Source organism: Arenicella sp. 4NH20-0111, assembly GCF_040366405.1.
GTDB lineage: Bacteria > Pseudomonadota > Gammaproteobacteria > Arenicellales > Arenicellaceae > Arenicella.
Map to the genome: position 1 here is coordinate 69,822 of NZ_BAABWF010000006.1, position 20,623 is coordinate 90,444.

Here is a 20,623-nt window from a genome sequence, read left to right on the forward strand (position 1 = left end):
TGTCGAATTAACAGATTGTACGTAACCGAGGGTGTCGGCAACGATGCTGAGCAGTAGAAGTTTTAGAAAGTTAAATAGAATCGCTCTTCTGCTTGCCACGTTGAGCCTACTCTGCGGCTGCCAGTCTGTGGGATATTATTCCCAGAGTATTGTGGGGCATTCAAAGCTCATGTTAGCGCGAATGCCTATAGAGCGAGCAATAAAAACAGTTGACCCTCAAACCGCCGAAAAATTGAGGCTTTCCAAAGAACTCAAAAAATTTTCTGTTCAAGAGCTCGGGTTGCCTGATAATACTAGTTATACAACGTACGTTGCCCTTGAGCGTGATTACCCGGTATGGGTAGTCACGGCGGCTCCACCGTATTCATTAAAACCCAAGCAATGGTGCTATTTTATTATCGGTTGTGCGTCTTATCGCGGTTACTTTTCGCGCGAGGCAGCCACTGCCTATGCGAATGGCCTGGAACGTAAAGGCTGGGAGGTCAATGTTGGGGGCGCTCCCGCGTACTCAACGCTCGGTTGGTTTTCAGATCCAATATTGCCTTCGATGCTTCGTACCTCGGATGTCGATTTTGCTGAAATGCTCTTTCACGAACTCGCGCACCAAAGACTCTATATTAATGGTGAGTCCTCACTTAACGAGGCTTTTGCAAGCTTGGTCGGTGAACAGGGTGCCATTAAATGGCTTACCGCCTATTTTCCGGACAAGCTTGAACGATACCTGCGTAGGCAGCAAGCGCTTCGTGATTTTTCAGGTTTGATTGAACAATTGAAATCTGAGCTTAATCGTATTTATGATCAGTCGTACGAAGATGACATAAAGGGTCGAGAGAAGAAAAAGGCGATAGTTACCTTTCGCAAAAACTACGAGAGTTTTAAGCTCAATGAATGGTCAGGCAAAGGGTATTTTGATAACTGGGTGTTACAACCAATTAACAACGCGCGTTTGGCCGCATTCTCGACTTATCATACAAAGTTGCCGCCACTCGAAGCTTTATTGCGACGCTGTGGTGGTGATCTGAGGCGTTTATACCAGAGACTTGAAAACAACCACCTTTTGGAAGCCCCCTATGTTTGTCGTTAAATTTGTTGTTATATTTTTCATAATAACTGGGTCCCTTTATTCGTCTTTAGGCCGTGCACAATCGGATTTTACTAAATTGGTAGTCTTTGGTGACTCCCTTTCAGATACTGGCAATCTGGCGTTTGTTGATTTTCCGCCCCCTTACTTCGAAAATAGAATATCCGATGGTCCTGTTTCCGCGGACTTCTTAGCTTTAAAAGTTGGCAGCAATGCGGATCGCTCTGGTCACCTACTTGATCAAACGGGTGGTTTTAATTTTGCCGTTGCTGGCGGAAACATAGTAGGGGCTGATCGCGAGGATTTATCATCACAGGTCACCGCGTATTTAGATCGAACTAACGGCGATGCGGATTCTGACGCCTTGTATCTGATATTCATCGGTGGCAATGATATACGGGGGCTTCGTTCCATCGCTTCTCTGCCTTCCGCAGAAAGTTCAATAAGTGAGATCGTGGCGTCACTCGAAGTGCAGATAGACAGATTAGTGGCGGCTGGGGCCAGAGCATTTTTAGTGCCCAATGTCGCTAACATTGGGCGATTGCCAGAAACCATTGAAAAAGAGACGTCCATACCCGGGGTGAGAGCCAGGTCTGAGTTGCACAGTCGAGCTTATAATTCGGCGTTAGCGTCGATGTTAGAGAAATACAAGACTGACCGCGATGTAAGTTTGGTTGAGTTTGATCTATTTGGCGCTCTGGAAACTATCTTGGATAATCCGGCTTCGTTTGGCTTTAGCACAGTCGATGAAGGTTGTTTCGATCCCAGTGAATTGGAGATTGAGTTGGAATGTGCTTTGTTTGGCTTTGAACGACGCCCTTTTTTTGACAGTCTCCATCCCTCAAGCGCCACAAATAGGATCATTTCTGCTCAGTTAACCGCTGACTTACCAGTACTGATTCAGACCTCTGCCGCTTCTTCAAAGTCCATGATAACTCCTATTATCTTGTTGTTACTAGATGACAAGACCGATCTCTAGACGAGCCTCAGTTAAAATATCTTACGTTCGAGCGTGGATCTTTAAGTAGGAAATTCTGAATTTACATTTCTTGACTCCTTATTAGCGCTTGATGCTGGCTAAAAATATAACTGTGTTATAAGTTAGTAGGCATATCAGAGAGGTTGTTGGAAAATCTCTGAGTCAACAAGAGGTTTGTTCAGGTTCACATGGGGATGGGGTATGAAAATAAGTTCTGAAATGCGTTCTGTATTGGTTCAGTTACAAAATAAAGAGGGGCGAGCAATTAAAAAGTTGGTCAAGTTGCCAGCAAACGACCTCGGCAATAGCTTGATTGACTATTATTATAAAACCGACGCATTGGAGACCAGACAGCTGATCAGAATTTTTTTGGATATGGCTGGTGTGGTCTGGCTAAGAAAATTGTTGACGAATGACACAACGGCGGTTGTGAGTAGTCAAACTCGATTCGCCAGTTTAGGTGATTACTTAGATTTATTAGCGGCCAATGATGACGTATCTGGATTGTTGATTAATGCATAATGGATGACGGATTTTTTCTTAAGCTTGGTTTTCCTCCGAAATGGGCACTTGTAACTCATCACTGACATCAAAATTAGGCAAACACTAAGCAAAAAGCCCGCTGACGTAATGGTCAGCGGGCTTTTTGTTTGAGCGCGTCATTGTCTTAGTTGATCTTAACAGCAGCTTCGACAATGTCGAAACTGCTCTCGAAGATTAAGATTTCAATGATATTTTTTTTCTTAGGGGCTTGGATACTTTACGTAGCAAAGCCCTTTTGCGCTCTTGGAATGTTCAGGTTTACGCTTTCGTATAACTGATTGATCCATCTTTAGCGATTTCGCAGACAGTCTTAACAGAACCTTCTTCGGTAACAACCTTAAGCTTAATTTTGTAGACTCCGCGAGTTAGCTTTATTTTGCTTGCACGGGCTCGCTTGTAACCTTCATGAGCTAAGCCTGCTTGTGACTTACATAGCGTCACCGCATGGCCTGATGATTTGGCAGGCTCGCCAGCTTGTGCAGCAGCAGCAAAAAGGAATGTAAGAGCAAATAATGATGATGTTAGCTTTTTCATGGTGTACCTCTCGGGTTTAAAGCTCAGAATATAAAATTCAGTTATTGGCGAAAGTCGCCAAGGTTATATCAGAATATTCATTCTGATATGAATAAAAAAAATCAGACTAGGATCCACGAACCTTTGGTCGGTGGTATTCAATTAATCTAATGTACATTTTGTATATCAAAATAACAATCGTATTTGTTATACGGACGGTTTCAGTAATTGCAAGGCGCATCTAACATAATCATGCCTTTCTTCTACTGAACATCGTTGTTTTGTCATCGCAATCAAGGCTCTCTGAATGCCCATGACATACGTTACGAGGTCTTCTACGGGAAGCGCTCGAATATGACCGTCGCTTATTCCGTTTCGGATTAATGTTCGATACGTGTTCTTTGTATCGTCAAAAATACAATTGACGATTTTATGCACGTGTTCATCTTTCGCGCCTCGTTCTATCGCGGCTTGATGTGCAAAACAACCGTCTCGTTCACCTTTTTCAAGCTGTTCTAACACTCGATTAAAGTGTTCAACCAGCGTGTGAAAATCCCCTCGTTGGCCACAAAAGGGCTTTACGAACAGGTCGTGCAGCCTTTGGTGGTAACGCTTTAGAGTTGCGTAGTACAGTTGGTCTTTATCGGTAAATGCCTGATATAAACCGTAGCGAGCAACGCCGGATTTCTTAACCACGTCAGCCATGGAACACGCCTTGTACCCCTTGCTCCAGAATAAATCTAGTGCGGCGTCGAGGACTACTTCAGGGTTAAATTCGCGTGTTCTAGGCATGGGTAGCAGAATACATGTTCTGAATTATAACCGTCAAGCATGAAAACGACGTGAATTGATATGATTTCACTTTATTTCACAAATGAGTGTTATTTTTCTGAGCGTTTGTCGTGTTTCGTCAGTGTCGCCTAGCTGCTCAGACTGAATTTCTTAAAGCCAGGTTCGGATAGCATCGGTACAAGCCTCTGGGTCCTCCAGTGGGATCATGTGATAAGTGTTCGCTACTTCAATGCCAATGAATTCAGGGCTTAGTTTCTTGTTCTCACGATGAAAGGTTTGACTGGAATAGAGGTAAGAATGTTCAGCTTTGATAAACAGGGTAGGAAGCAGAGGTGCGTTTTTAAGGTTTTTCCATATATATTCAACTTGGCTGAATATATAGGCTTCCCAAATAGGATCAAAGACAAGTTCGTAGCGACCATTAACGTCCTCAGTTAAGCCCGATTGCGCATAAGACTCCATTGATTGAGTGGTGAAATGCTTAAAGGTTGGGTGTGACTTGTAACGTGATTTGAAAGAATCTCTACTCGACCAAGTTCGCTTTCGCTGCAAAGTGTTTTTTATCATCGGGACCATTCGATGGAGAAGCCAAGTCGGGAGGTGGCGGTAAAAAGAATCTAGTATACGATTGGGTAAAGATGCCGGTTCAATTAAAATTAACTTCTTGAACAGGTCCGGGCGTCGAATTGACGCGAGTAAAGTCACGTGCGCGCCAAAAGAATGACCCATACCAATTACGGGGGCACTGTGTGTGTTCTCGATCACAGTGATTAGGTCACTTGCTAAGCCATTGAAACCAAAGTCCTGTGGCGGGGTGTTGCGTTGCTTCGAAGCACCTCGGCAATCGGCGGCAACCACACGATGATCGGTTGAAAACTGATTTAAAAAATGTTGGTATACGAGCACCGGAAAACCATTAGCACCGGTAAAATGGATGGATTCCGCATTTTGTTGCCCTAGGCTGTAGTAGGGCAGCAGTGCCTTATCGGTACGTAGGTATTCTAGCTTGGGCTGCTTCATCTATATTGCTTGAGTTGCTGATCGAATTGCACTGTAGGGTTGATCCAGTATTCCCTTGGAGAACACAATTTGCCAAAGGTGGTTTCTCGAAGATTGGAAAGTCGCAGTACAACTCATCAGATAGTAGTGCCACATCCGTTGAAATCGCTCGTCATAGTTGGGTATTTGGTCCCAGTTAGCCTCAAGGTTTCGCCACCACGCCCACAATGTTTTAACGTAATCATGTCCGAAATTGTGCCAGTCTTCCAGATTAAATAGTGGTGCACTGTGTTTGCCGATCAGTTCGGCTGAGGGGAGTATAGAGTTGGGAAAGATGTACTGCGAAATCCATGGATCGACTTTGTTGATAGTTTGTCGGTGCCCAATGGTGTGCAGTAAAAACAATCCTTGATCATTCAGACTCTTCTCCACCACTTCAAAAAAGGTTTCATAATTCTTAAAGCCCACGTGCTCAAACATTCCTAGAGAATAAATTCTGTCATATTTTCCACTAATTTCTCGATAGTCTATTAATTCGAATGTGACGTTAGGGCACTCTATTTTGTCTTTTGCGAGCGCAATTTGCTCTTTGGAAATGCTCACGCCCGTCACCTCGACATCGTATTTTTCAGCCATGTATTGGGCTGCTCCTCCCCAACCACAACCGATGTCAAGCACCTTCATGCCTGGCTCTAGTTTTAGCTTTCGACATACTAGTTCTAGTTTGTGTTCTTGAGCCTGATCCAGGTTCTCTGCGTCTTGCCAATAGCCGCAGGTATAGATCATGCGTTTATCTAACATCTTTTCGTAAAGATCATTTCCTATGTCATAGTGCTTTATCGCTACCTCTCTAGCGCGATTATGTGTTTGCCTGTTGGTTAAATGCGCTTGAAGTAAGCGTAATTTATCTTTCAGTGTGGTGATGGATGTTGACAGGTTTGCTTCTAAGACGCGTGAGAAAAATGCGTCAAGTTGCTGACAACTCCACCATCCATCCATATAAGCTTCACCAAGGCCGAGAGTTCCGCCACCTAAAATTCGCGCGTAAACATCGTCGTTGTGAACTTGAATATCATATGGTTGTTTTCCGTTAATCTTTATTCCAGCTATGTCCAGTAGACCCTGAATAGTGCCCCTATGCTTGGATTCCCCTTGCATTGCCCTTACCCCGTTTCCGTTTTATAAATATTCTTTAATTATTGGATGCATTTTTATGGTTACAATGAATAAGTGCAAGTTATTCGTGTTTGTTTCGAAATCTAGTCTTTTAGTGCTAGGCAGATGCGGATAGCGTGGTTGCATCAACAATTGTGTTATTATTAGAGCGGTGATGCAGGAAACGGGTAGTTCTCGCATCAATTTTGCTATAGGGATTTGTTTGTATTCAGGCTGAGCTTTGGCGTCGGATGTGACGCAGCTCACTAGAGTCTCCTAAATATTGAGCATTTGGGTTTGGGTTTTTAGTATGGTCAAGATGTTCTACTGCAAGATGAGCAGTTGAACGCTTTCGTGCATTTTGTTCGGCACATTGTATTTCTTACCAATGAATTTAAACCTATTTATCGAACGATTTTCTTTCTGGGTATGCTTTGGAAGTTGTTTGATTTTTCCGTTAAGGAGGGCACATGTCTCTTAGCGTTGTAAGTCAGGGTTGGCTCATTGCCTTGCTGGTTATCTTAGTTGCTTCTATGTTTGTTTATGCTTTGTTTTCGGCGGGAGGAAGTGCGGCCTCTAGAGTCGCCGGAATGAAGAAAAAGAGCCGTCTCTTTAGTGCCTCCGAAAGGAAGTTTTTCGAAACCCTTTCCGACGCGCTTGATTATGATTACCACATCTTTGCCAAAGTCAGTGTGCTGGAAATAGTGGAGCCTGGCCCCAAGTTGAGTAAAGGACGGTTCAAGAGTTTAAAGAACGAGCTAGAAAAAGAGCGTTTCGATTACGTGGTTTGCAAAAAAGGTGATTTATCTGTCGCGGCGGTAATAGAGCTCGAGTGTTTTGATAAAGCAGTTTCGCGCAAGCGTAAACAGAAGCGCAGTGCACTTTTTAGTGAGTTGTGTAAAGCGACCAAGCTGAAGTTGTTCTATTTCGACACTCGTCAAGACTATTTGGGCGTTGATATTCGGCGCTTAATTACCGGAAGCTCTAAAGTGACGTTGACAGACCAAAAGCAATCAGGGGATGACAGGGGGATTCGGCAAGCCAACGAAAGAGTAGAGAGTCCGTCGTTAATTACCGAGCACGTAGGTCAAAACTCCTGCCCGGACTGCCACAGCGACTTGGTCACCAAGGTGGCGGTAAAAGGAAAGCACATTGGTGAACGCTTTTTGATGTGTAGGAAATATCCTTACTGCGAATACCGTGTCTTATTAAAGGAGCCTAATGTCGTTAACATGCGTTCCGTTGGTACACAGACTAAAGAGCCTAAAAAAGGTTTCTCTGATTGGAGTGGTTAGCGTCTAACGCAGGTTAATTGCCTGTTGTCCAGAATAAGGCTTACCAAGAGTCGTGGATTGTTGCTCCGCCTAAACAGCGTCTATCACGATAAAATACCAGTGCTTGTCCGGGTGTGACGGCTCGTTGAGGTAGTTCAAATCTTACCTCAATAGATTGTTCATCTAGTCTGGTTACGGTGCATACTTGGTCTTGTTGGCGGTAGCGAGTTTTGGCCGTCACAACATCACCAACTTCGGGGCTTTTTCCGCTTACCCAGTCCATGCCGTGAGCGGTAACGGTTTGAGTCAGCATCGCCGGGTGATCGTGTCCTTGCACAACCAGCAGTTCATTTTCTGAAATATTTTTACCAGCCACGTACCAGGCCTCACCGGCACCTCCGATGTTCAACCCTTGACGTTGTCCCAAAGTGTAGTACATCAGCCCGTCATGCTGTCCGACGGCTTTTCCATCTACGCCAACCATGTTTCCGGGGTTGGGTTTGAGGTAGGTGCTTAAAAAATCCTTAAACCGTCTTTCACCAATAAAACAGATGCCAGTACTGTCTTTTTTATTGTGGGTAACAAAACCTTGCGAGTCGGCAATTTCTCTGACGACGGTTTTTTCGAGCTCTCCTAAAGGAAAAAGGCTTTTATTTAACTGGCTCTGTTGTAGCGTGTAGAGAAAGTAGCTTTGATCTTTGTTGGAGTCAGCGCCTCGCAGAAGTAATGACTGGCCAGAGTCTGTTTGGCCTTTAGCTACGTAGTGTCCGGTGGCTATATAGTCAGCGCCCAATGACTCCGCTTGCAGTAAAAATTCTTTGAATTTAATTTCCTTGTTGCAAAGAATGTCAGGGTTTGGCGTTCGTCCAGCCTCGTATTCATGTAAAAAGTGTTCGAAAACATTCTCCCAATATTCGTGTGCAAAATTTACTTCATGCAGTTCTATATCGAGCTTTTCGCACACTTGAGCTGCGTCCTTAAGGTCTTGAGCCGCTGCACAGTACTCTTCAGTGTCGTCTTCTTCCCAGTTCTTCATGAACATGCCGGTGACATGATAACCTTGCTGTTTTAGTAGGTAGGCGGTGACTGATGAATCTACGCCGCCGGACATGCCTACTACCACATGGTTTTCTTTTGGGTTGAGAGTAGTATCTAGTTTTGGTTCTATCATGGCGCTAAGAATCGGGGCAAGATTTCAGATTTAAAGGACTAAACAGCAATCAGAGGTAACGTATGCGGCGTTATTCTAGGGTATGCCGTTCAAATTCAAAGGCTTTGAACTAAGTCTAGTGGGTAGCGCACACCGGACAAATAGTCCTTGAGGCAGGCTTTAACCAAAGGGCTTCTTAGTTGTGTGTGCGTCATTATTTCTTGCTCGGTTAACCAGTGAGTACGAATAATATCTGGGTCTAAATCGTACGCACTATCGAGGTCGCTTATTGCACCGCTGAACGTATACCGAAAGTAGGTTTTGCCATTCTCTGCTTGCAGTTGATACAAGCCAATAACCGACTCTGGGGTGAAGTGGCGTTGAGTTTCCTCTAATGTTTCGCGTATCACCGCTTCAATAGCTGTTTCGCCTTCTTCAATATGGCCCGCAGGTTGGTTGAAGACGATTTTTTGCGTCGATTTAGAGCGTTCTTCTACGAGTAGAAAACGACCATCTCGTTCACAAATAGCTGCGACAGTTAAGTCAGGTGTCCACATAAAACGAATTCAAAAAAGGAAATTAATTACAACCATCAGGGCGTCTCCGATGAATTTTTCAGCTGAATAATTTAGGCAGACGGCTTTAGGGCTTTCTAAGCCTATAGTGTGACGTTTGAAACGTCGTTTTACAATGCCGATGAAAGTTATTTGTGCTATCCTAACGCACTTTCTGAGGGCGTTACTGATAACGCACGCGTCTGCTTTTACTAATGGCAGACTGTTTGCTCTTATAAGTCATCATTCCCAATGTTGACCTTCGGTATCCCTCAAACCTGTAGGTGTGGTGCTCTGCTCCCTGTGCCACGTAATACCACCATTCAGATATCACGCTCAAACTGAGAACGAAGGCGAACTATATATGAGTAATGCAAAGTCTAAGATTTTTTACACCCTAACCGATGAAGCTCCTGCTTTGGCAACACGATCGTTATTGCCCATTTTTCAATCCTTTGCGTCTGTTTGCGACATTGACGTGGATACCAAGGATATTTCTCTCGCTGGCCGAATCTTGGCATTATTCAGCGACTATTTACCTGAAGAAAAGCGAGTTCCGAATGCGCTTGCCGATTTAGGTAAGCTCGTATTGGAGCCCAGCGCCAATGTCATTAAGACCCCTAATATCAGCGCGTCTATCCCTCAGATTAAAGCGGCAGTTGAAGAGCTTCAGGCTGGCGGCTTTGAATTGCCTAATTTTCCTGATGACCCTGAAACTGAAGAAGAGGAAAAAGTTCGCTCGCTTTATGAACAGGTAAAAGGTAGTAACGTTAACCCTGTTTTACGAGAAGGTAATTCAGATCGTCGAGCTCCGGCGGCGGTTAAAAACTACGCACGTAAAAACCCGCATTCAATGGGGGAGTGGTTGCCAACATCACGCTCTCATGTGGCGACAATGAATGGAGGAGACTTTCGTTCAAGTGAGCGGTCAATGACTCTTAAGGAAGCGTGCTCAGTGAAAATTGAGTTCACCGATCGCTTTGGCAATAGTGAGGTGAAGCAAAGTAATCTGGCTCTCCAACAGGGAGAAGTTATTGATGCTATGTTCATGAGTAAGAATGCACTTTGCAAGTTTTACGAGGAGCAAATCGAGGATGCTCGTGTCAATAACATGTTGTTTAGTTTGCATGTTAAAGCCACAATGATGAAGGTCTCGCACCCAATCGTGTTCGGACACGCGGTTAAGGTTTTTTATAAAGATGTCTATGAGAAATACGCGACATTGTTTGAAGAGCTTAATGTCCAGCCCAATAACGGTCTAGGAAATCTTTACAATATAATTGAGCAGATTTCCGGCGGTTTAAGAGAGAAAATTGAAGCCGATATCATGGCCTGTTATGAAAATCGCCCAGCGATTGCCATGGTCGACTCTGATAAAGGAATTTCAAACCTACACGTTCCCAGTGACGTGATCGTCGATGCATCCATGCCTGCGATGATTCGCAATTCTGGCAAGATGTGGAATATGGACGGTGAGTTACAGGACACAAAGGCGGTGATTCCTGAAAGTACCTACGCCTACATTTACCAAGAAGTAATTGATTACTGCAAAGTAAATGGCGCTTTAGATCCAACCAAGATTGGCAGTGTGTCAAACGTTGGGCTGATGGCGCAAAAAGCCGAAGAGTATGGGTCGCATGATAAGACCTATGAAATGGAATACGACGGATATATGCGTGTTATCGACGAAGAGTCGGGCATGATTTTGTTTGAGCATGCCGTTCAAGAGGGCGATATTTGGCGTATGTGTCAGGTTAAGGACGCGCCAATTCAAGATTGGGTTAAGCTTGCCGTTAACCGGGCGCGAAAGACCGGTGCTCCTGCTGTCTTTTGGTTGGATAAGAATCGTCCACACGAAGCGCAACTTATTATTAAGGTTAAAGAGTATCTTAATGACCACGATACTGACGGGTTGGAGTTATTAATTATGTCGCCTGCCGAAGCGACACGTTACAGCTTAGAAGTGATTAATGAAGGTCGTGATGTGATTTCGGTCTCGGGCAATGTATTGCGAGATTACTTAACCGATTTATTTCCTATTCTGGAATTAGGCACGAGCGCCAAAATGTTGTCGATCGTTCCTTTAATGAACGGTGGTGGTCTATTTGAAACTGGCGCCGGCGGCTCTGCACCCAAGCATGTCCAACAATTCAATAAGGAAGGTCACTTGCGCTGGGATTCACTTGGTGAGTTTTTAGCAACGGCAGCGTCTTTTGAGCATTTGGCGGACGTGACTGGAAATTCTAAGGCTCAGCTATTAGCTGATGCGTTGGATGCCGCCACTAGTAAGTTATTAGACGAAGGCAAGTCTCCATCTCGCAAAGTGCATGAATTGGATAATCGCGGTAGTCACTTTTACTTAGCCTTGTACTGGGCTCAAGAATTAGCAAATCAAGATCAAGATGGCGATCTAAAAGCTAAGTTTGCTGGTTTGGCAAGTCAATTATCTGAAAGTGAATCCACAATTGTTGATGAGCTTAACGCGGCTCAAGGCAGCGAAGTTGAGGTGGGAGGGTACTACTTCCCATCTGAAGAGCAGGCAACCGACGCTATGCGGCCTAGCGCCACTCTGAATGCTATTATTGACGGCTTTCGAGTGTAGCGTTTTTAGTTAAAACGTCAGGTGTTAAAAAAAAGGCACATACTTTAAGGTATGTGCCTTTTTTAATTGGTTTCGCTTTTTTAAAGCATCAGAGCGACGTCTTGATATCGTTTGTAGGGGAACTTTCAGAGTTCTCTGATTTTATAAGACGGCCCTGTCGATGACGCCTTTTTTAAGACGCAGCGCGTATCTTGGCCGCTTTAGGGCCTTTATCTCCGTCCTCTAAGTCGTATTCCACTTCTTGCCCTTCGTTGAGTGTTTTGTATCCATCCATCTCAATTTCAGAGTAATGCGCAAATACATCGTTGCCGCCTTCACTGGGTTCAATAAATCCGAAACCTTTCGAAGAATTGAACCATTTTACGGTTCCTCTTGTTGCCATTTTGTTTCCTCACTTTGGTATTTTCCTGATATTAGCTTCAGGTATTTTTATATCTGTGAAGTGCTGTTTTAGTTGTTGTTACACTACTTCACAACCAGCACCAAACTATCTGAGATAATTTGATTGGCCAAGTAAACCCGCTGAGCGAGTTCACGTCAAGCGCGCTAAAGAATTAATCTTACGTAAATTGACGTATGTTGAGTAAATTGCCCTTGAAAATTCCATAGTAGAGCGCAGAATTAGAGTTAACGAATTAAATCAATTGATTGAGTCGCATTTTAAGCGATTTCAACAAGTTATTAGTTATTTATAGTATGAGCGATTTCCCTGAACCAATACATGACAACGACCTTGCTGTGGAGACGGCCAGACCGAAGCTAAAGCGGCCGCCATTATACCGAGTGTTACTTTTAAACGACGATTACACGACGATGGATTTTGTCATCGATGTGCTTACGCAAATATTTAACCACGATGAAGAAAAGGCGGCGCAGATAATGCTGCACGTCCATCAGAAAGGAGCCGGCATTTGTGGGGTTTACACGCGTGAAATAGCCGAGACGAAGGTCGAGCAAGTGTTGCAGTACGCGCAAGCTCAAAAGCATCCTTTGCAATGCACGATGGAGCCAGATGACGACTAGTTACGGGTTGCTTGAAAAAGTTTTACCGGCCGAGAAAGCGGCCTTGAATGGGGAGATAATATGATATCCAAAGAGTTAGAAAAATCATTGAGCTTTGCTGTTCAGCTAGCGCATGATGCCAGGCACGAATTTGTGACCACTGAACACTTGTTATTGGCATTGTTGGATAATAGTTCTGCCTTGGCGGTGCTGCAGGCCTGCGCAGCGGACATCGATCAAATGCGTGCGGATCTCTCGTTGCACTTAGCGGACAATATGGAGACCCTGGGCGATGAGGTTGATTTAAAAACACAGCCGAGTATCGCTTTTCAGCGCGTATTACAACGGGCAATTGTTCATGTTCAGGGCTCTGGTCGAACAGAAGTGGAAGGTGAGAATGTGTTGGTGGCGATGTTTTCTGAAAGGGAATCATTTTCAGTTTATTACTTAGATAAACAAGGCGTTACTCGCTTTGATGCCGTGTCTTACATTTCCCATGGCATCAGTAAAGAAGGCGAAGAGCTTGATGGGCTTCCCTATCCCGATGAAGGAGAGGGGTTGGAAGAGGCTGATCAAAAAGAAGGGCCATTGGAAGCCTACACGGTTAACCTCAATGCTCGTGCAATCGAGGGTCACATTGATCCATTGATTGGTCGTGATAAAGAAGTCGAAAGAACCATCCAAATTTTGTCACGTCGCCGGAAGAATAACCCTCTTTACGTAGGAGAGGCTGGCGTTGGAAAGACCGCGATTGCTGAAGGGTTGGCGAAGCGGATAGTCGAAGAGGAAGTGCCTAAGGTCCTTGATGATGCCGTAATCTACTCATTAGACATGGGGGCCCTCTTAGCAGGAACCAAGTATCGCGGTGACTTTGAAAAGCGCCTTAAAGCGGTGCTTAAAGCACTAGAGCAAGAGGAACATGCGGTTCTTTTTATTGATGAAATACACACTATTATTGGGGCGGGAGCGGCGTCAGGCGGCGCCATGGATGCGTCTAATTTACTTAAGCCGGCCCTGTCCAGTGGTCAACTCAAATGCGTTGGTTCGACCACTTATCAAGAGTATCGAGGGATATTCGAGAAAGACCGAGCATTAGCCAGAAGATTTCAAAAAATAGACGTTGAGCAGCCTACCGTCGATGAAACCGTGCAAATTTTACGTGGATTGAAGTCGCGTTTTGAGGAGCATCACGAGGTCACGTATACCAGTGAGGCTCTTACTGTTGCTGCTGAGCTGGCAGAACGCTATATCAACGAACGTTTCTTACCCGATAAGGCGATTGATGTGATCGATGAAGCTGGTGCACGGACTCGGCTCTTTGATCGAGAGGAAGGCGTAACGCCTGTCATTGACGTTGATCAAATAGAAGAGGTGGTGTCTTTTATCGCTAGAATACCGCCTAAAAACGTGTCGGCCTCAGACGTGGATGCGCTTAAAAACCTAGAGCGTGATTTGAAGTTGGTTGTATTTGGTCAAGACCCAGCCATTACAAATTTGGCATCAGCAATTAAGATGTCTCGATCTGGGTTGGGTAAGCCCGACAAGCCTATCGGTTCTTTCTTGTTTAGTGGTCCCACGGGGGTCGGTAAAACCGAAGTCACGCGTCAACTGGCCATGACTTTAGGCGTCGAACTGATCCGCTTTGATATGTCCGAGTACATGGAACGACACACTGTTTCAAGACTGATTGGCGCCCCTCCTGGATACGTAGGGTTTGACCAAGGTGGTTTGTTGACGGATGGTATTAATAAGCATCCGCACGCCGTCTTGCTACTCGATGAAATTGAAAAGGCTCATCCAGATGTATTCAATTTGCTGCTACAGGTAATGGATCATGGCACGCTCACGGATAATAATGGACGTAAAGCGGATTTTCGAAATGTGATTATCGTTATGACCACCAACGCGGGCGCCGTGCAAGTTGCTCGAAACTCGTTGGGTTTTACAAGCCAAGACAATAGTAGCGATGATTCCGAGGCAATTAATAAGTTGTTCACCCCAGAATTCCGCAACAGATTGGATTCAATCGTGCGTTTTCAGCCCTTGGGTGAAGACGTAGTGGATAAAATTGTCGATAAAGAGTTATTGGAGGTAGAGCGACAATTATTGGACAAAGAAGTACAACTGGATGTGGATGCTGACGCCAGAGCGTGGATCGCCAAGAACGGTTACGACAAAGCAATGGGAGCCAGACCCTTGGCCAGACTCATTCAAGAAGAGATTAAGCGTGGTCTTGCCGATGAGCTGTTGTTTGGAAAGTTACAAAAAGGTGGTTTGGTTAAAATCGGTGTGATTGATGATTCGTTGACTTTTGATATCGTCTCAAAGTAGCGCTAATCGGGCTGAATTGATGAAAACAATTGGACTTATTGGCGGTATGAGCTGGGAATCTACCGCCAGTTACTACCGGCTTATTAACGAAGGAGTGAAAGAAAACCTTGGCGGGCTTCATTCGGCAAAAATCGTGATGGTAAGTGTTGATTTTGCCGAGATCGAATCACTACAAATGCGTGGTGAGTGGTCTAAAGCGGGTCAAATTCTGTCCCAAGCCGCCGTTTCGCTGCAGTCGGCTGGTGCGGATTTTTTCTTGATTTGCACAAATACCATGCATATTGTGGCCGATCAGGTGGCGGGCGCCGTGCACATTCCTTTATTGCACATCGCGGACGCCACCGCTGAGGTTTTGTTGAAAGAGGGTGTATCTAAAGTAGGCCTATTGGGAACTGCTTTTACGATGGAGCAATCTTTCTATAAAGGACGGTTGACAGATCGCTTTGGGCTAGAGGTGGTGGTGCCCAGTAATGAGGGAAGAAAAGTTGTACACGATGTTATTTATAATGAGCTGTGTTTAGGGGTGATAGAGCCTGCCTCGAGGACCGCTTACATTAGAGAGGTTGAGCAATTGCAAGAGAAGGGTGCCCAGGCGGTTATATTGGGGTGTACCGAGATTTCCTTGTTGGTTGCGCAAGCGGATTCAAGCTTGCCATTGATTGATACTACGTCTGTCCATGCTCAAGAGGCCGTACGTTTGGCTTTGGACTAATTGCAACCTAGACACTAAAATTCTGATAAATCTGAGACACCTAACAGTCTCTGTATAAATCACTTAAATCCGTGTTTTTGACGGGTAGTGAGCATGTTTAAGTCTAATTTCTATATTGCAGATTCTTGGAAATTACTTGAAGGCAATTATGTTGGAGTGTACTAAGCATCGGAGGAAGTGGTATGGTGGATCGGAATGGCAGGCCAATTGAAAAGTAAACCTTCAACTGAATTTGGAGACGTTTTTTACATGTCCAATAACCCGCTTTCTATTCTCATTGTTGACGACCATGAGCTCGCGCGTACCGGTATTGAAATGGCGGTTACGCAGATGGATAACATTGGGTCTGTGGTAACGTTATGTGATGGTCGCGAAGTGCTGAAGGTTGTTCAGTCTGAGGGGGTGGATATTGTTTTATTAGATTTGAACCTGCCCGATGTATCAGGTTTAGATGTTTTGATACAGCTTACGGCCGTGCTAGACATAGTTGTGATTGTGGTCACTGGGGAAAACCAAGCAAAGGACTTTGGTTTCGCACTGAAAATGGGGGTGCGTGCAGTGGTGAGCAAATCGGACTCAGTAGATTGTATTCGCGCGGCGATTAAAGCTGCGCTTGACCCGGATCAGGTTCAGCCCTACCTATCACCAAATATCGAAAGAATAATGGGTATGGTTGCAGAGATGACGGTTTCTCTCTCTCCCAGGCAAATAGCAATACTCCACTATCTTTCGAAAGGAGAAACAAACAAAGAAATTGCTTATCGCTTGGGCGTTGCTGCGCCAACGGTATCGTTTCATCTCAAAGAGCTTCGATTAAAGTTAGGTGTCAGTGGAAACAAAAAAATTTTGAACCGCGCCTTCGAAATTGGTCTTTTAGAGTCACCGTCAGTAAGCTAAGTGAGCTGGTTAACAGCAGCTGCTAATGATTTCGTGAGAGGCTTATAAATAATCAAATTGAAAGTATTACTTAGTTCTTGCCTCAGTGCCGCACTATCGTCGAAGGTGATAGCAATGCGATCATCTTTCTTCCTCATCAATTCCGTTCTGCGCATTTTTACGTCCAAATTATCCCAGTCTATCACTCTTGTTTGGATGTTGCTCAATCCCAGGTTGGCTGGAAGGTCATCCATATCGTACGGGGTGTGCTCTTCAAAATATGTTAAGGATATCTCGACCAGCGTACCTTCGGCTTTCGGGAATATCTTGAGATTTCCGCCGAGTTTTGTGAGCATGCGTTGGCTATAACTGAAGCCTGAGCCACTCCCTTTTACTACCTGTTCGTGCAGAACACGTTGCCCACCCGCGTGGTTAAGCTTGTCGGCCAAGTTTTGATCGACGCCTTGACCGCTATCGTTTACTGTAATTACTAGCTGTGAGTCGCGGACTAAAGCCGTTAATGTAACGCCACCACTTTTCGTGAATTTTAAGCTATTACTGATTAGGTTTGAAATTACTCGCGTTAGCACTGCACGATCACTCACTACCGTTATTTCTTCAGAGACTGGAGTAATGGAAAAAAACAGCCCTTTTTTAGAAAACAATCCTTTATACATTTTTTCTATTGGCTGTATTAGTTCATCAAAACTAAAACATGATAGGGCAATAGTATTACTGCTAGCACCTGAAATTCGTGCGCCGGACATCGTTGTACTCACGATTTTATTCAAGTAATCAGAGGAAGATTCTATTATAGCGCTGATATCTTTGGCTTGTAATTTTCCTCCGCTGCGCTCTACTGCATCGAGTGCACTATTCAAAGCGAGTATCACTTGTTGGCTGTCATGCCCAGATGCGTGTAATAGGGCGGATTGGTCTACTACAGTTGCCAGTGCTGAGGACCTTTCTTCTGCAAGTCGTTGAGCGGCTTTACTAATTTCGAGTTTATCTTCTAAACTCTGTAAGTAAGCCTCCTTAGTCTCTTCATGTTGGTTCTCTGACTTACGTATATTTAGTCCAATCGCAAGTGTAGCAAAGGCGGCTTCAATAACTCCAACTGGAGCGATCACATAGAAATTCATCGGTATGCTCGCGACTGTTCCTGAGTAAGCCAGCGATGCATACGCAGCGTAGAAAGCGAGGCTTCCCCAGGAGACAATCAAAGGCCAGTTCTCGGTTCCAAGTTTACGTGTTGCGTATACCCCGATGAAAAAAAAGTAGAACGTCGAAATGGCAACTACGATCGTATTTAGAGCGTACATTTGGATTCGAATCGAGGTTGGAATAAAGGCCGAAAAAAATTGTATCGCAATCATAATTGCGCTTAGCGTAATGAGGAATTTTAAAAAGATATCAGTTTTTGGAAGTCGCTTTGATGTCTTGATGAATATTCGCGCAAATTGCGACATACAAATAAGGTAGCCGTACTTGATTAAGTCGAAAACAGCGAGTAGTGCAATAGGTTTATCATAGAAAAAGTAGGTCGAAAAGAATCCGACTAAATACATAATCATACAAGCCAAAAAGAATTCGGCGGTGACAAGCCATACGAATTCAGGGCGCCCTGTGGCGATGTAGAAAAATAGATTTAATAGTAACAGTGCAAAGATGGCCGCTGTACAACCTGCGGCTAATATCAAAGTTAGGTTGCTTTCAATAAAATAGTTTTCCTTTGCCTGTAGAGTTAACGGAAAGTAGGCACTATCTTCTACATCACTGCGAACAATCAGTGTTTTTTCTTCCTCAGGAAGAAGTGTAATTGGGTCAGCATAGTGAAGATAGGTTTGTAAAACTTGCCTTGCTTTTTCATAATTATCGCTGTCAAAACGTAAAGTAAGATTATCCGTTTGTAATTGATAAATTTGTAAGCTAGTGGCTGACCCTCGGCCCGTCGATAGTACCCATTCGCCGGTAGAGTCACTTGTATTTTTTACTCTAAGTAGGATTACAATATTAGAGGCTGCTCGACCAAATTGTATTGAAGCTCCTAAAACCGCTTGCCAATTGTGGTTACTCTGCAACACTAGGCTAAGATCGTCATTATAGCTTTTAGAATAGCGTACATATTGATTTAGAGGCGGGGCGTCTCGCCCAGCTGTGAGTTGTAAAACTGGCAACTCATGAAGTATCCCAGAGTTATTCTGATTTGTTGTCGCACGCGCTATGCTTGACAAGCTCAAGCAAAAGAAGAGAAACAGACCGACAGCAATTTTGAGACAGCTCTGTTTGGAAAAGAAGGTTTTCAATATAGTCGGTTTAGTACTCATAAAAAATCAAGCGTAATACCATAACAGGATCTCTCACTCTAAAACATTCAGGAGGTCAGAACTCGCTCTACTTCCTCTAATTTACCTGAATGTAAAATAATATGGCGACTGTAGCATTGGAGTACCACCTTCAATCTCATCACTTACTATTTTGCAGTTGAAGTAGAGAATGCAAAATGTGTGTTTTTGTAGAGTGATGCTTAGTGTTTAAGGCTCCGCGATAACATCTTGGCTATACAAAATTTCATAGCTGTCATTGTAATATCTGAGCTCGTAGTCACCAGGCTCATCCGGTGATGTGATCTGTAAAGGGTTACCTTCACTTACCCAATTCACATATAAATGGTCGTCGGACTTTTGAGTTCTTGGCCCAATCGCAATAATATCGTCCGGAGCTCCAGGGCCCTTCCATTGAACGCTAAAGCTGCCGCCAGCTTGTATTTTTCCGATGACCTCTAACTGCAATTTAGTCGGTTGGACTGAGATTGGCACACGAGCATCTATCCGTGCTTGTCCATATGCATCAAACACATATAGAACTTCATAGTTTCCTTCTTGGGCAGGTGCGGTGAGCGTTAAGCGGTTTCCATGGCTTACATCGGCTTGTCCCACATGGTTATTAAATATCCCTCCAGGTTTTACAATAGCGATAGCGTCGGTTTTACCTCCATGGCCTACCCATTCAACTTCAAACTCGCTCGAGGCGAATATATCTCCCTTTATAATTACGTCGCTTTTCGGAACATCTCTAACAAGCTTCAAATAAAGTACGTCGTTATAGACTGGGTAGTTAAACGTTATTGCGCCTGCATAAACATTTGCCTGAGCACTCAAAGTGTAGGTTCCAGGAATAAGCTTATCACCCAGCCATTCTTTCAAGTGTAACTCTGAACGTGATGTCTCTGTCGTGAATGATTGATTGCCCTGCGTAACCCGCCAACTCGTTTGCTCTGCGGGTTCACCTAAATCATCTACCAGCCCAACTATTTGTAAGTTAGGTTCGGCCGTATCAATGAATATTTCTGACTTGATATCAAGTGCCTTGCCTAAACCTTCCGCATTTGTGACGTCAATATACTTACCGCCTGTATTGATTGCTAAACACCTCAGTTGTTGTTTATCGTCGTCCTTTTTAATGTCTAAACCGATAACATGAGTTGTGAAATCAACACCAAGTTTTTCAAGTTCATCGCCTAACTCGCAAGAATTAACGCCGCACGTTTCCACACCGTCGCTTAGCAGTACAACGGTGGCCTTCTTTTCAGTAAATTTTAACTGCCGAGCCGCAATGCGAACGGCATCGCCAAGCGGAGTCTTTCCTTTAGGCGAAATATTATTAACCGTTTTCTCCAATGAAATAGAATTTACTGGTTTTGGCTTTGAAATTAATTCGATATCTGAACAATCGCCTTTTCTGCGATGACCGTAGATGATTAGCCCAGCGTCGACTGGCATATTTTCCCAATCAACTAAGAGCTTTCCGTAGGCTTCACGAACCAACTCAATTTTTGGCTTGTTATCGATTTTCCCCCACATCGACCCGGATGCGTCTAGAACCACCATGACCTGTTCTCTTTGCTCTGCTTCAGGTTCTATTGATGAGCTACTCGTGTCCAGGGAGAATACGAAAGAAGATAGCGCAACGATTACGGTTGCTATACGATGGATTACCATTCTAATTACCTTGGTTAACGTTTAAGTTTATGTCGGTGTTCACAATTAGCGCCCTTAAA

Annotated in this window: 18 protein-coding genes; 9 read left to right on the top strand and 9 right to left on the bottom strand. The window is 44.3% G+C overall.

The genetic code is table 11. The annotated features are described in order from the left end of the window. The first annotated feature begins 43 nt into the window (after window positions 1-43). The 3 genes from ABWW54_RS13195 to ABWW54_RS13205 all read left to right on the top strand — a co-directional run bounded on the left by ABWW54_RS13195 (window position 44) and on the right by ABWW54_RS13205 (window position 2,582). Window positions 44-1,084: an aminopeptidase gene (locus tag ABWW54_RS13195; RefSeq protein ID WP_353412806.1), complete on the top strand. Its 1,041-nt coding sequence runs from the start codon at window positions 44-46 to the stop codon at window positions 1,082-1,084. Beyond that, on the top strand, window positions 1,071-2,060 hold the full coding sequence (locus ABWW54_RS13200; RefSeq protein WP_353412807.1) for an SGNH/GDSL hydrolase family protein: 990 nt from the start codon (window positions 1,071-1,073) through the stop codon (window positions 2,058-2,060). The genes ABWW54_RS13195 and ABWW54_RS13200 overlap by 14 nt, the downstream gene beginning before the upstream one ends. A gap of 201 nt (window positions 2,061-2,261) precedes the next feature. Further along, window positions 2,262-2,582, top strand: coding sequence for a hypothetical protein (locus ABWW54_RS13205; RefSeq protein ID WP_353412809.1), 321 nt, complete (start codon window positions 2,262-2,264; stop codon window positions 2,580-2,582). A 279-nt stretch (window positions 2,583-2,861) separates the two neighbouring features. Here the strand turns inward: ABWW54_RS13205 and ABWW54_RS13210 are convergent, their stop codons facing one another. The 4 genes from ABWW54_RS13210 to cfa form a co-directional block, all read right to left on the bottom strand. Then, the gene (locus ABWW54_RS13210; protein WP_353412810.1) at window positions 2,862-3,137 is read right to left on the bottom strand and encodes a hypothetical protein; all 276 of its coding nucleotides are present in this window, start codon (window positions 3,135-3,137) and stop codon (window positions 2,862-2,864) included. A gap of 186 nt (window positions 3,138-3,323) precedes the next feature. Then, window positions 3,324-3,908 (bottom strand): TetR/AcrR family transcriptional regulator, encoded by a 585-nt coding sequence (locus tag ABWW54_RS13215; RefSeq protein ID WP_353412811.1) that lies wholly within the window; start codon window positions 3,906-3,908, stop codon window positions 3,324-3,326. A gap of 150 nt (window positions 3,909-4,058) precedes the next feature. After that, entirely contained in the window at window positions 4,059-4,928 is an 870-nt protein-coding gene (locus ABWW54_RS13220; RefSeq protein WP_353412812.1) for an alpha/beta fold hydrolase, read from the bottom strand. Beyond that, window positions 4,929-6,065, bottom strand: a complete 1,137-nt coding sequence (gene cfa, locus ABWW54_RS13225; protein WP_353412813.1) for a cyclopropane fatty acyl phospholipid synthase — start codon at window positions 6,063-6,065, stop codon at window positions 4,929-4,931. It lies immediately after the preceding gene. 467 nt (window positions 6,066-6,532) lie between these two features. Here cfa and ABWW54_RS13230 point away from each other — a divergent pair, with 467 nt between their 5' ends. Further along, the gene (locus ABWW54_RS13230; protein WP_353412814.1) at window positions 6,533-7,357 is read left to right on the top strand and encodes a DUF2726 domain-containing protein; all 825 of its coding nucleotides are present in this window, start codon (window positions 6,533-6,535) and stop codon (window positions 7,355-7,357) included. A gap of 40 nt (window positions 7,358-7,397) precedes the next feature. Here the strand turns inward: ABWW54_RS13230 and mnmA are convergent, their stop codons facing one another. Next, window positions 7,398-8,507, bottom strand: coding sequence for a tRNA 2-thiouridine(34) synthase MnmA (gene mnmA / locus ABWW54_RS13235; protein ID WP_353412816.1), 1,110 nt, complete (start codon window positions 8,505-8,507; stop codon window positions 7,398-7,400). 95 nt (window positions 8,508-8,602) lie between these two features. After that, window positions 8,603-9,043, bottom strand: a complete 441-nt coding sequence (locus ABWW54_RS13240; RefSeq protein WP_353412817.1) for an NUDIX hydrolase — start codon at window positions 9,041-9,043, stop codon at window positions 8,603-8,605. 361 nt (window positions 9,044-9,404) lie between these two features. Between ABWW54_RS13240 and ABWW54_RS13245 the strand changes: the two genes are divergently transcribed. Beyond that, window positions 9,405-11,642: an NADP-dependent isocitrate dehydrogenase gene (locus ABWW54_RS13245; RefSeq protein WP_353412819.1), complete on the top strand. Its 2,238-nt coding sequence runs from the start codon at window positions 9,405-9,407 to the stop codon at window positions 11,640-11,642. A 172-nt stretch (window positions 11,643-11,814) separates the two neighbouring features. On the opposite strand, the gene ABWW54_RS13250 is transcribed toward ABWW54_RS13245, so the two are convergent. Further along, entirely contained in the window at window positions 11,815-12,024 is a 210-nt protein-coding gene (locus tag ABWW54_RS13250; protein WP_353412820.1) for a cold-shock protein, read from the bottom strand. A 314-nt stretch (window positions 12,025-12,338) separates the two neighbouring features. Between ABWW54_RS13250 and clpS the strand changes: the two genes are divergently transcribed. The 4 genes from clpS (at window position 12,339) to ABWW54_RS13270 (ending at window position 16,584) form a co-directional block, all read left to right on the top strand. After that, window positions 12,339-12,665, top strand: coding sequence for an ATP-dependent Clp protease adapter ClpS (gene clpS / locus ABWW54_RS13255; protein ID WP_353412821.1), 327 nt, complete (start codon window positions 12,339-12,341; stop codon window positions 12,663-12,665). Window positions 12,666-12,725: 60 nt separating this feature from the next. Further along, on the top strand, window positions 12,726-14,975 hold the full coding sequence (clpA, locus tag ABWW54_RS13260; protein WP_353412822.1) for an ATP-dependent Clp protease ATP-binding subunit ClpA: 2,250 nt from the start codon (window positions 12,726-12,728) through the stop codon (window positions 14,973-14,975). Between the two features lie 19 nt (window positions 14,976-14,994). Continuing rightward, window positions 14,995-15,687 carry an aspartate/glutamate racemase family protein gene (locus ABWW54_RS13265; protein WP_353412823.1) on the top strand — a complete coding sequence of 231 codons (693 nt, stop codon included), beginning with the start codon at window positions 14,995-14,997 and terminating at the stop codon, window positions 15,685-15,687. A gap of 249 nt (window positions 15,688-15,936) precedes the next feature. Further along, window positions 15,937-16,584 (top strand): response regulator transcription factor, encoded by a 648-nt coding sequence (locus ABWW54_RS13270; protein ID WP_353412825.1) that lies wholly within the window; start codon window positions 15,937-15,939, stop codon window positions 16,582-16,584. On the opposite strand, the gene ABWW54_RS13275 is transcribed toward ABWW54_RS13270, so the two are convergent. Both ABWW54_RS13275 and ABWW54_RS13280 read right to left on the bottom strand, forming a co-directional pair. Then, entirely contained in the window at window positions 16,581-18,647 is a 2,067-nt protein-coding gene (locus ABWW54_RS13275) for a sensor histidine kinase (protein ID WP_353412826.1), read from the bottom strand. The two genes, ABWW54_RS13270 and ABWW54_RS13275, sit on opposite strands and share 4 nt — an antisense overlap. Window positions 18,648-19,097: 450 nt before the next feature. Further along, window positions 19,098-20,564: a vWA domain-containing protein gene (locus ABWW54_RS13280; RefSeq protein ID WP_353412827.1), complete on the bottom strand. Its 1,467-nt coding sequence runs from the start codon at window positions 20,562-20,564 to the stop codon at window positions 19,098-19,100. Between the last annotated feature and the right edge of the window lie 59 nt (window positions 20,565-20,623).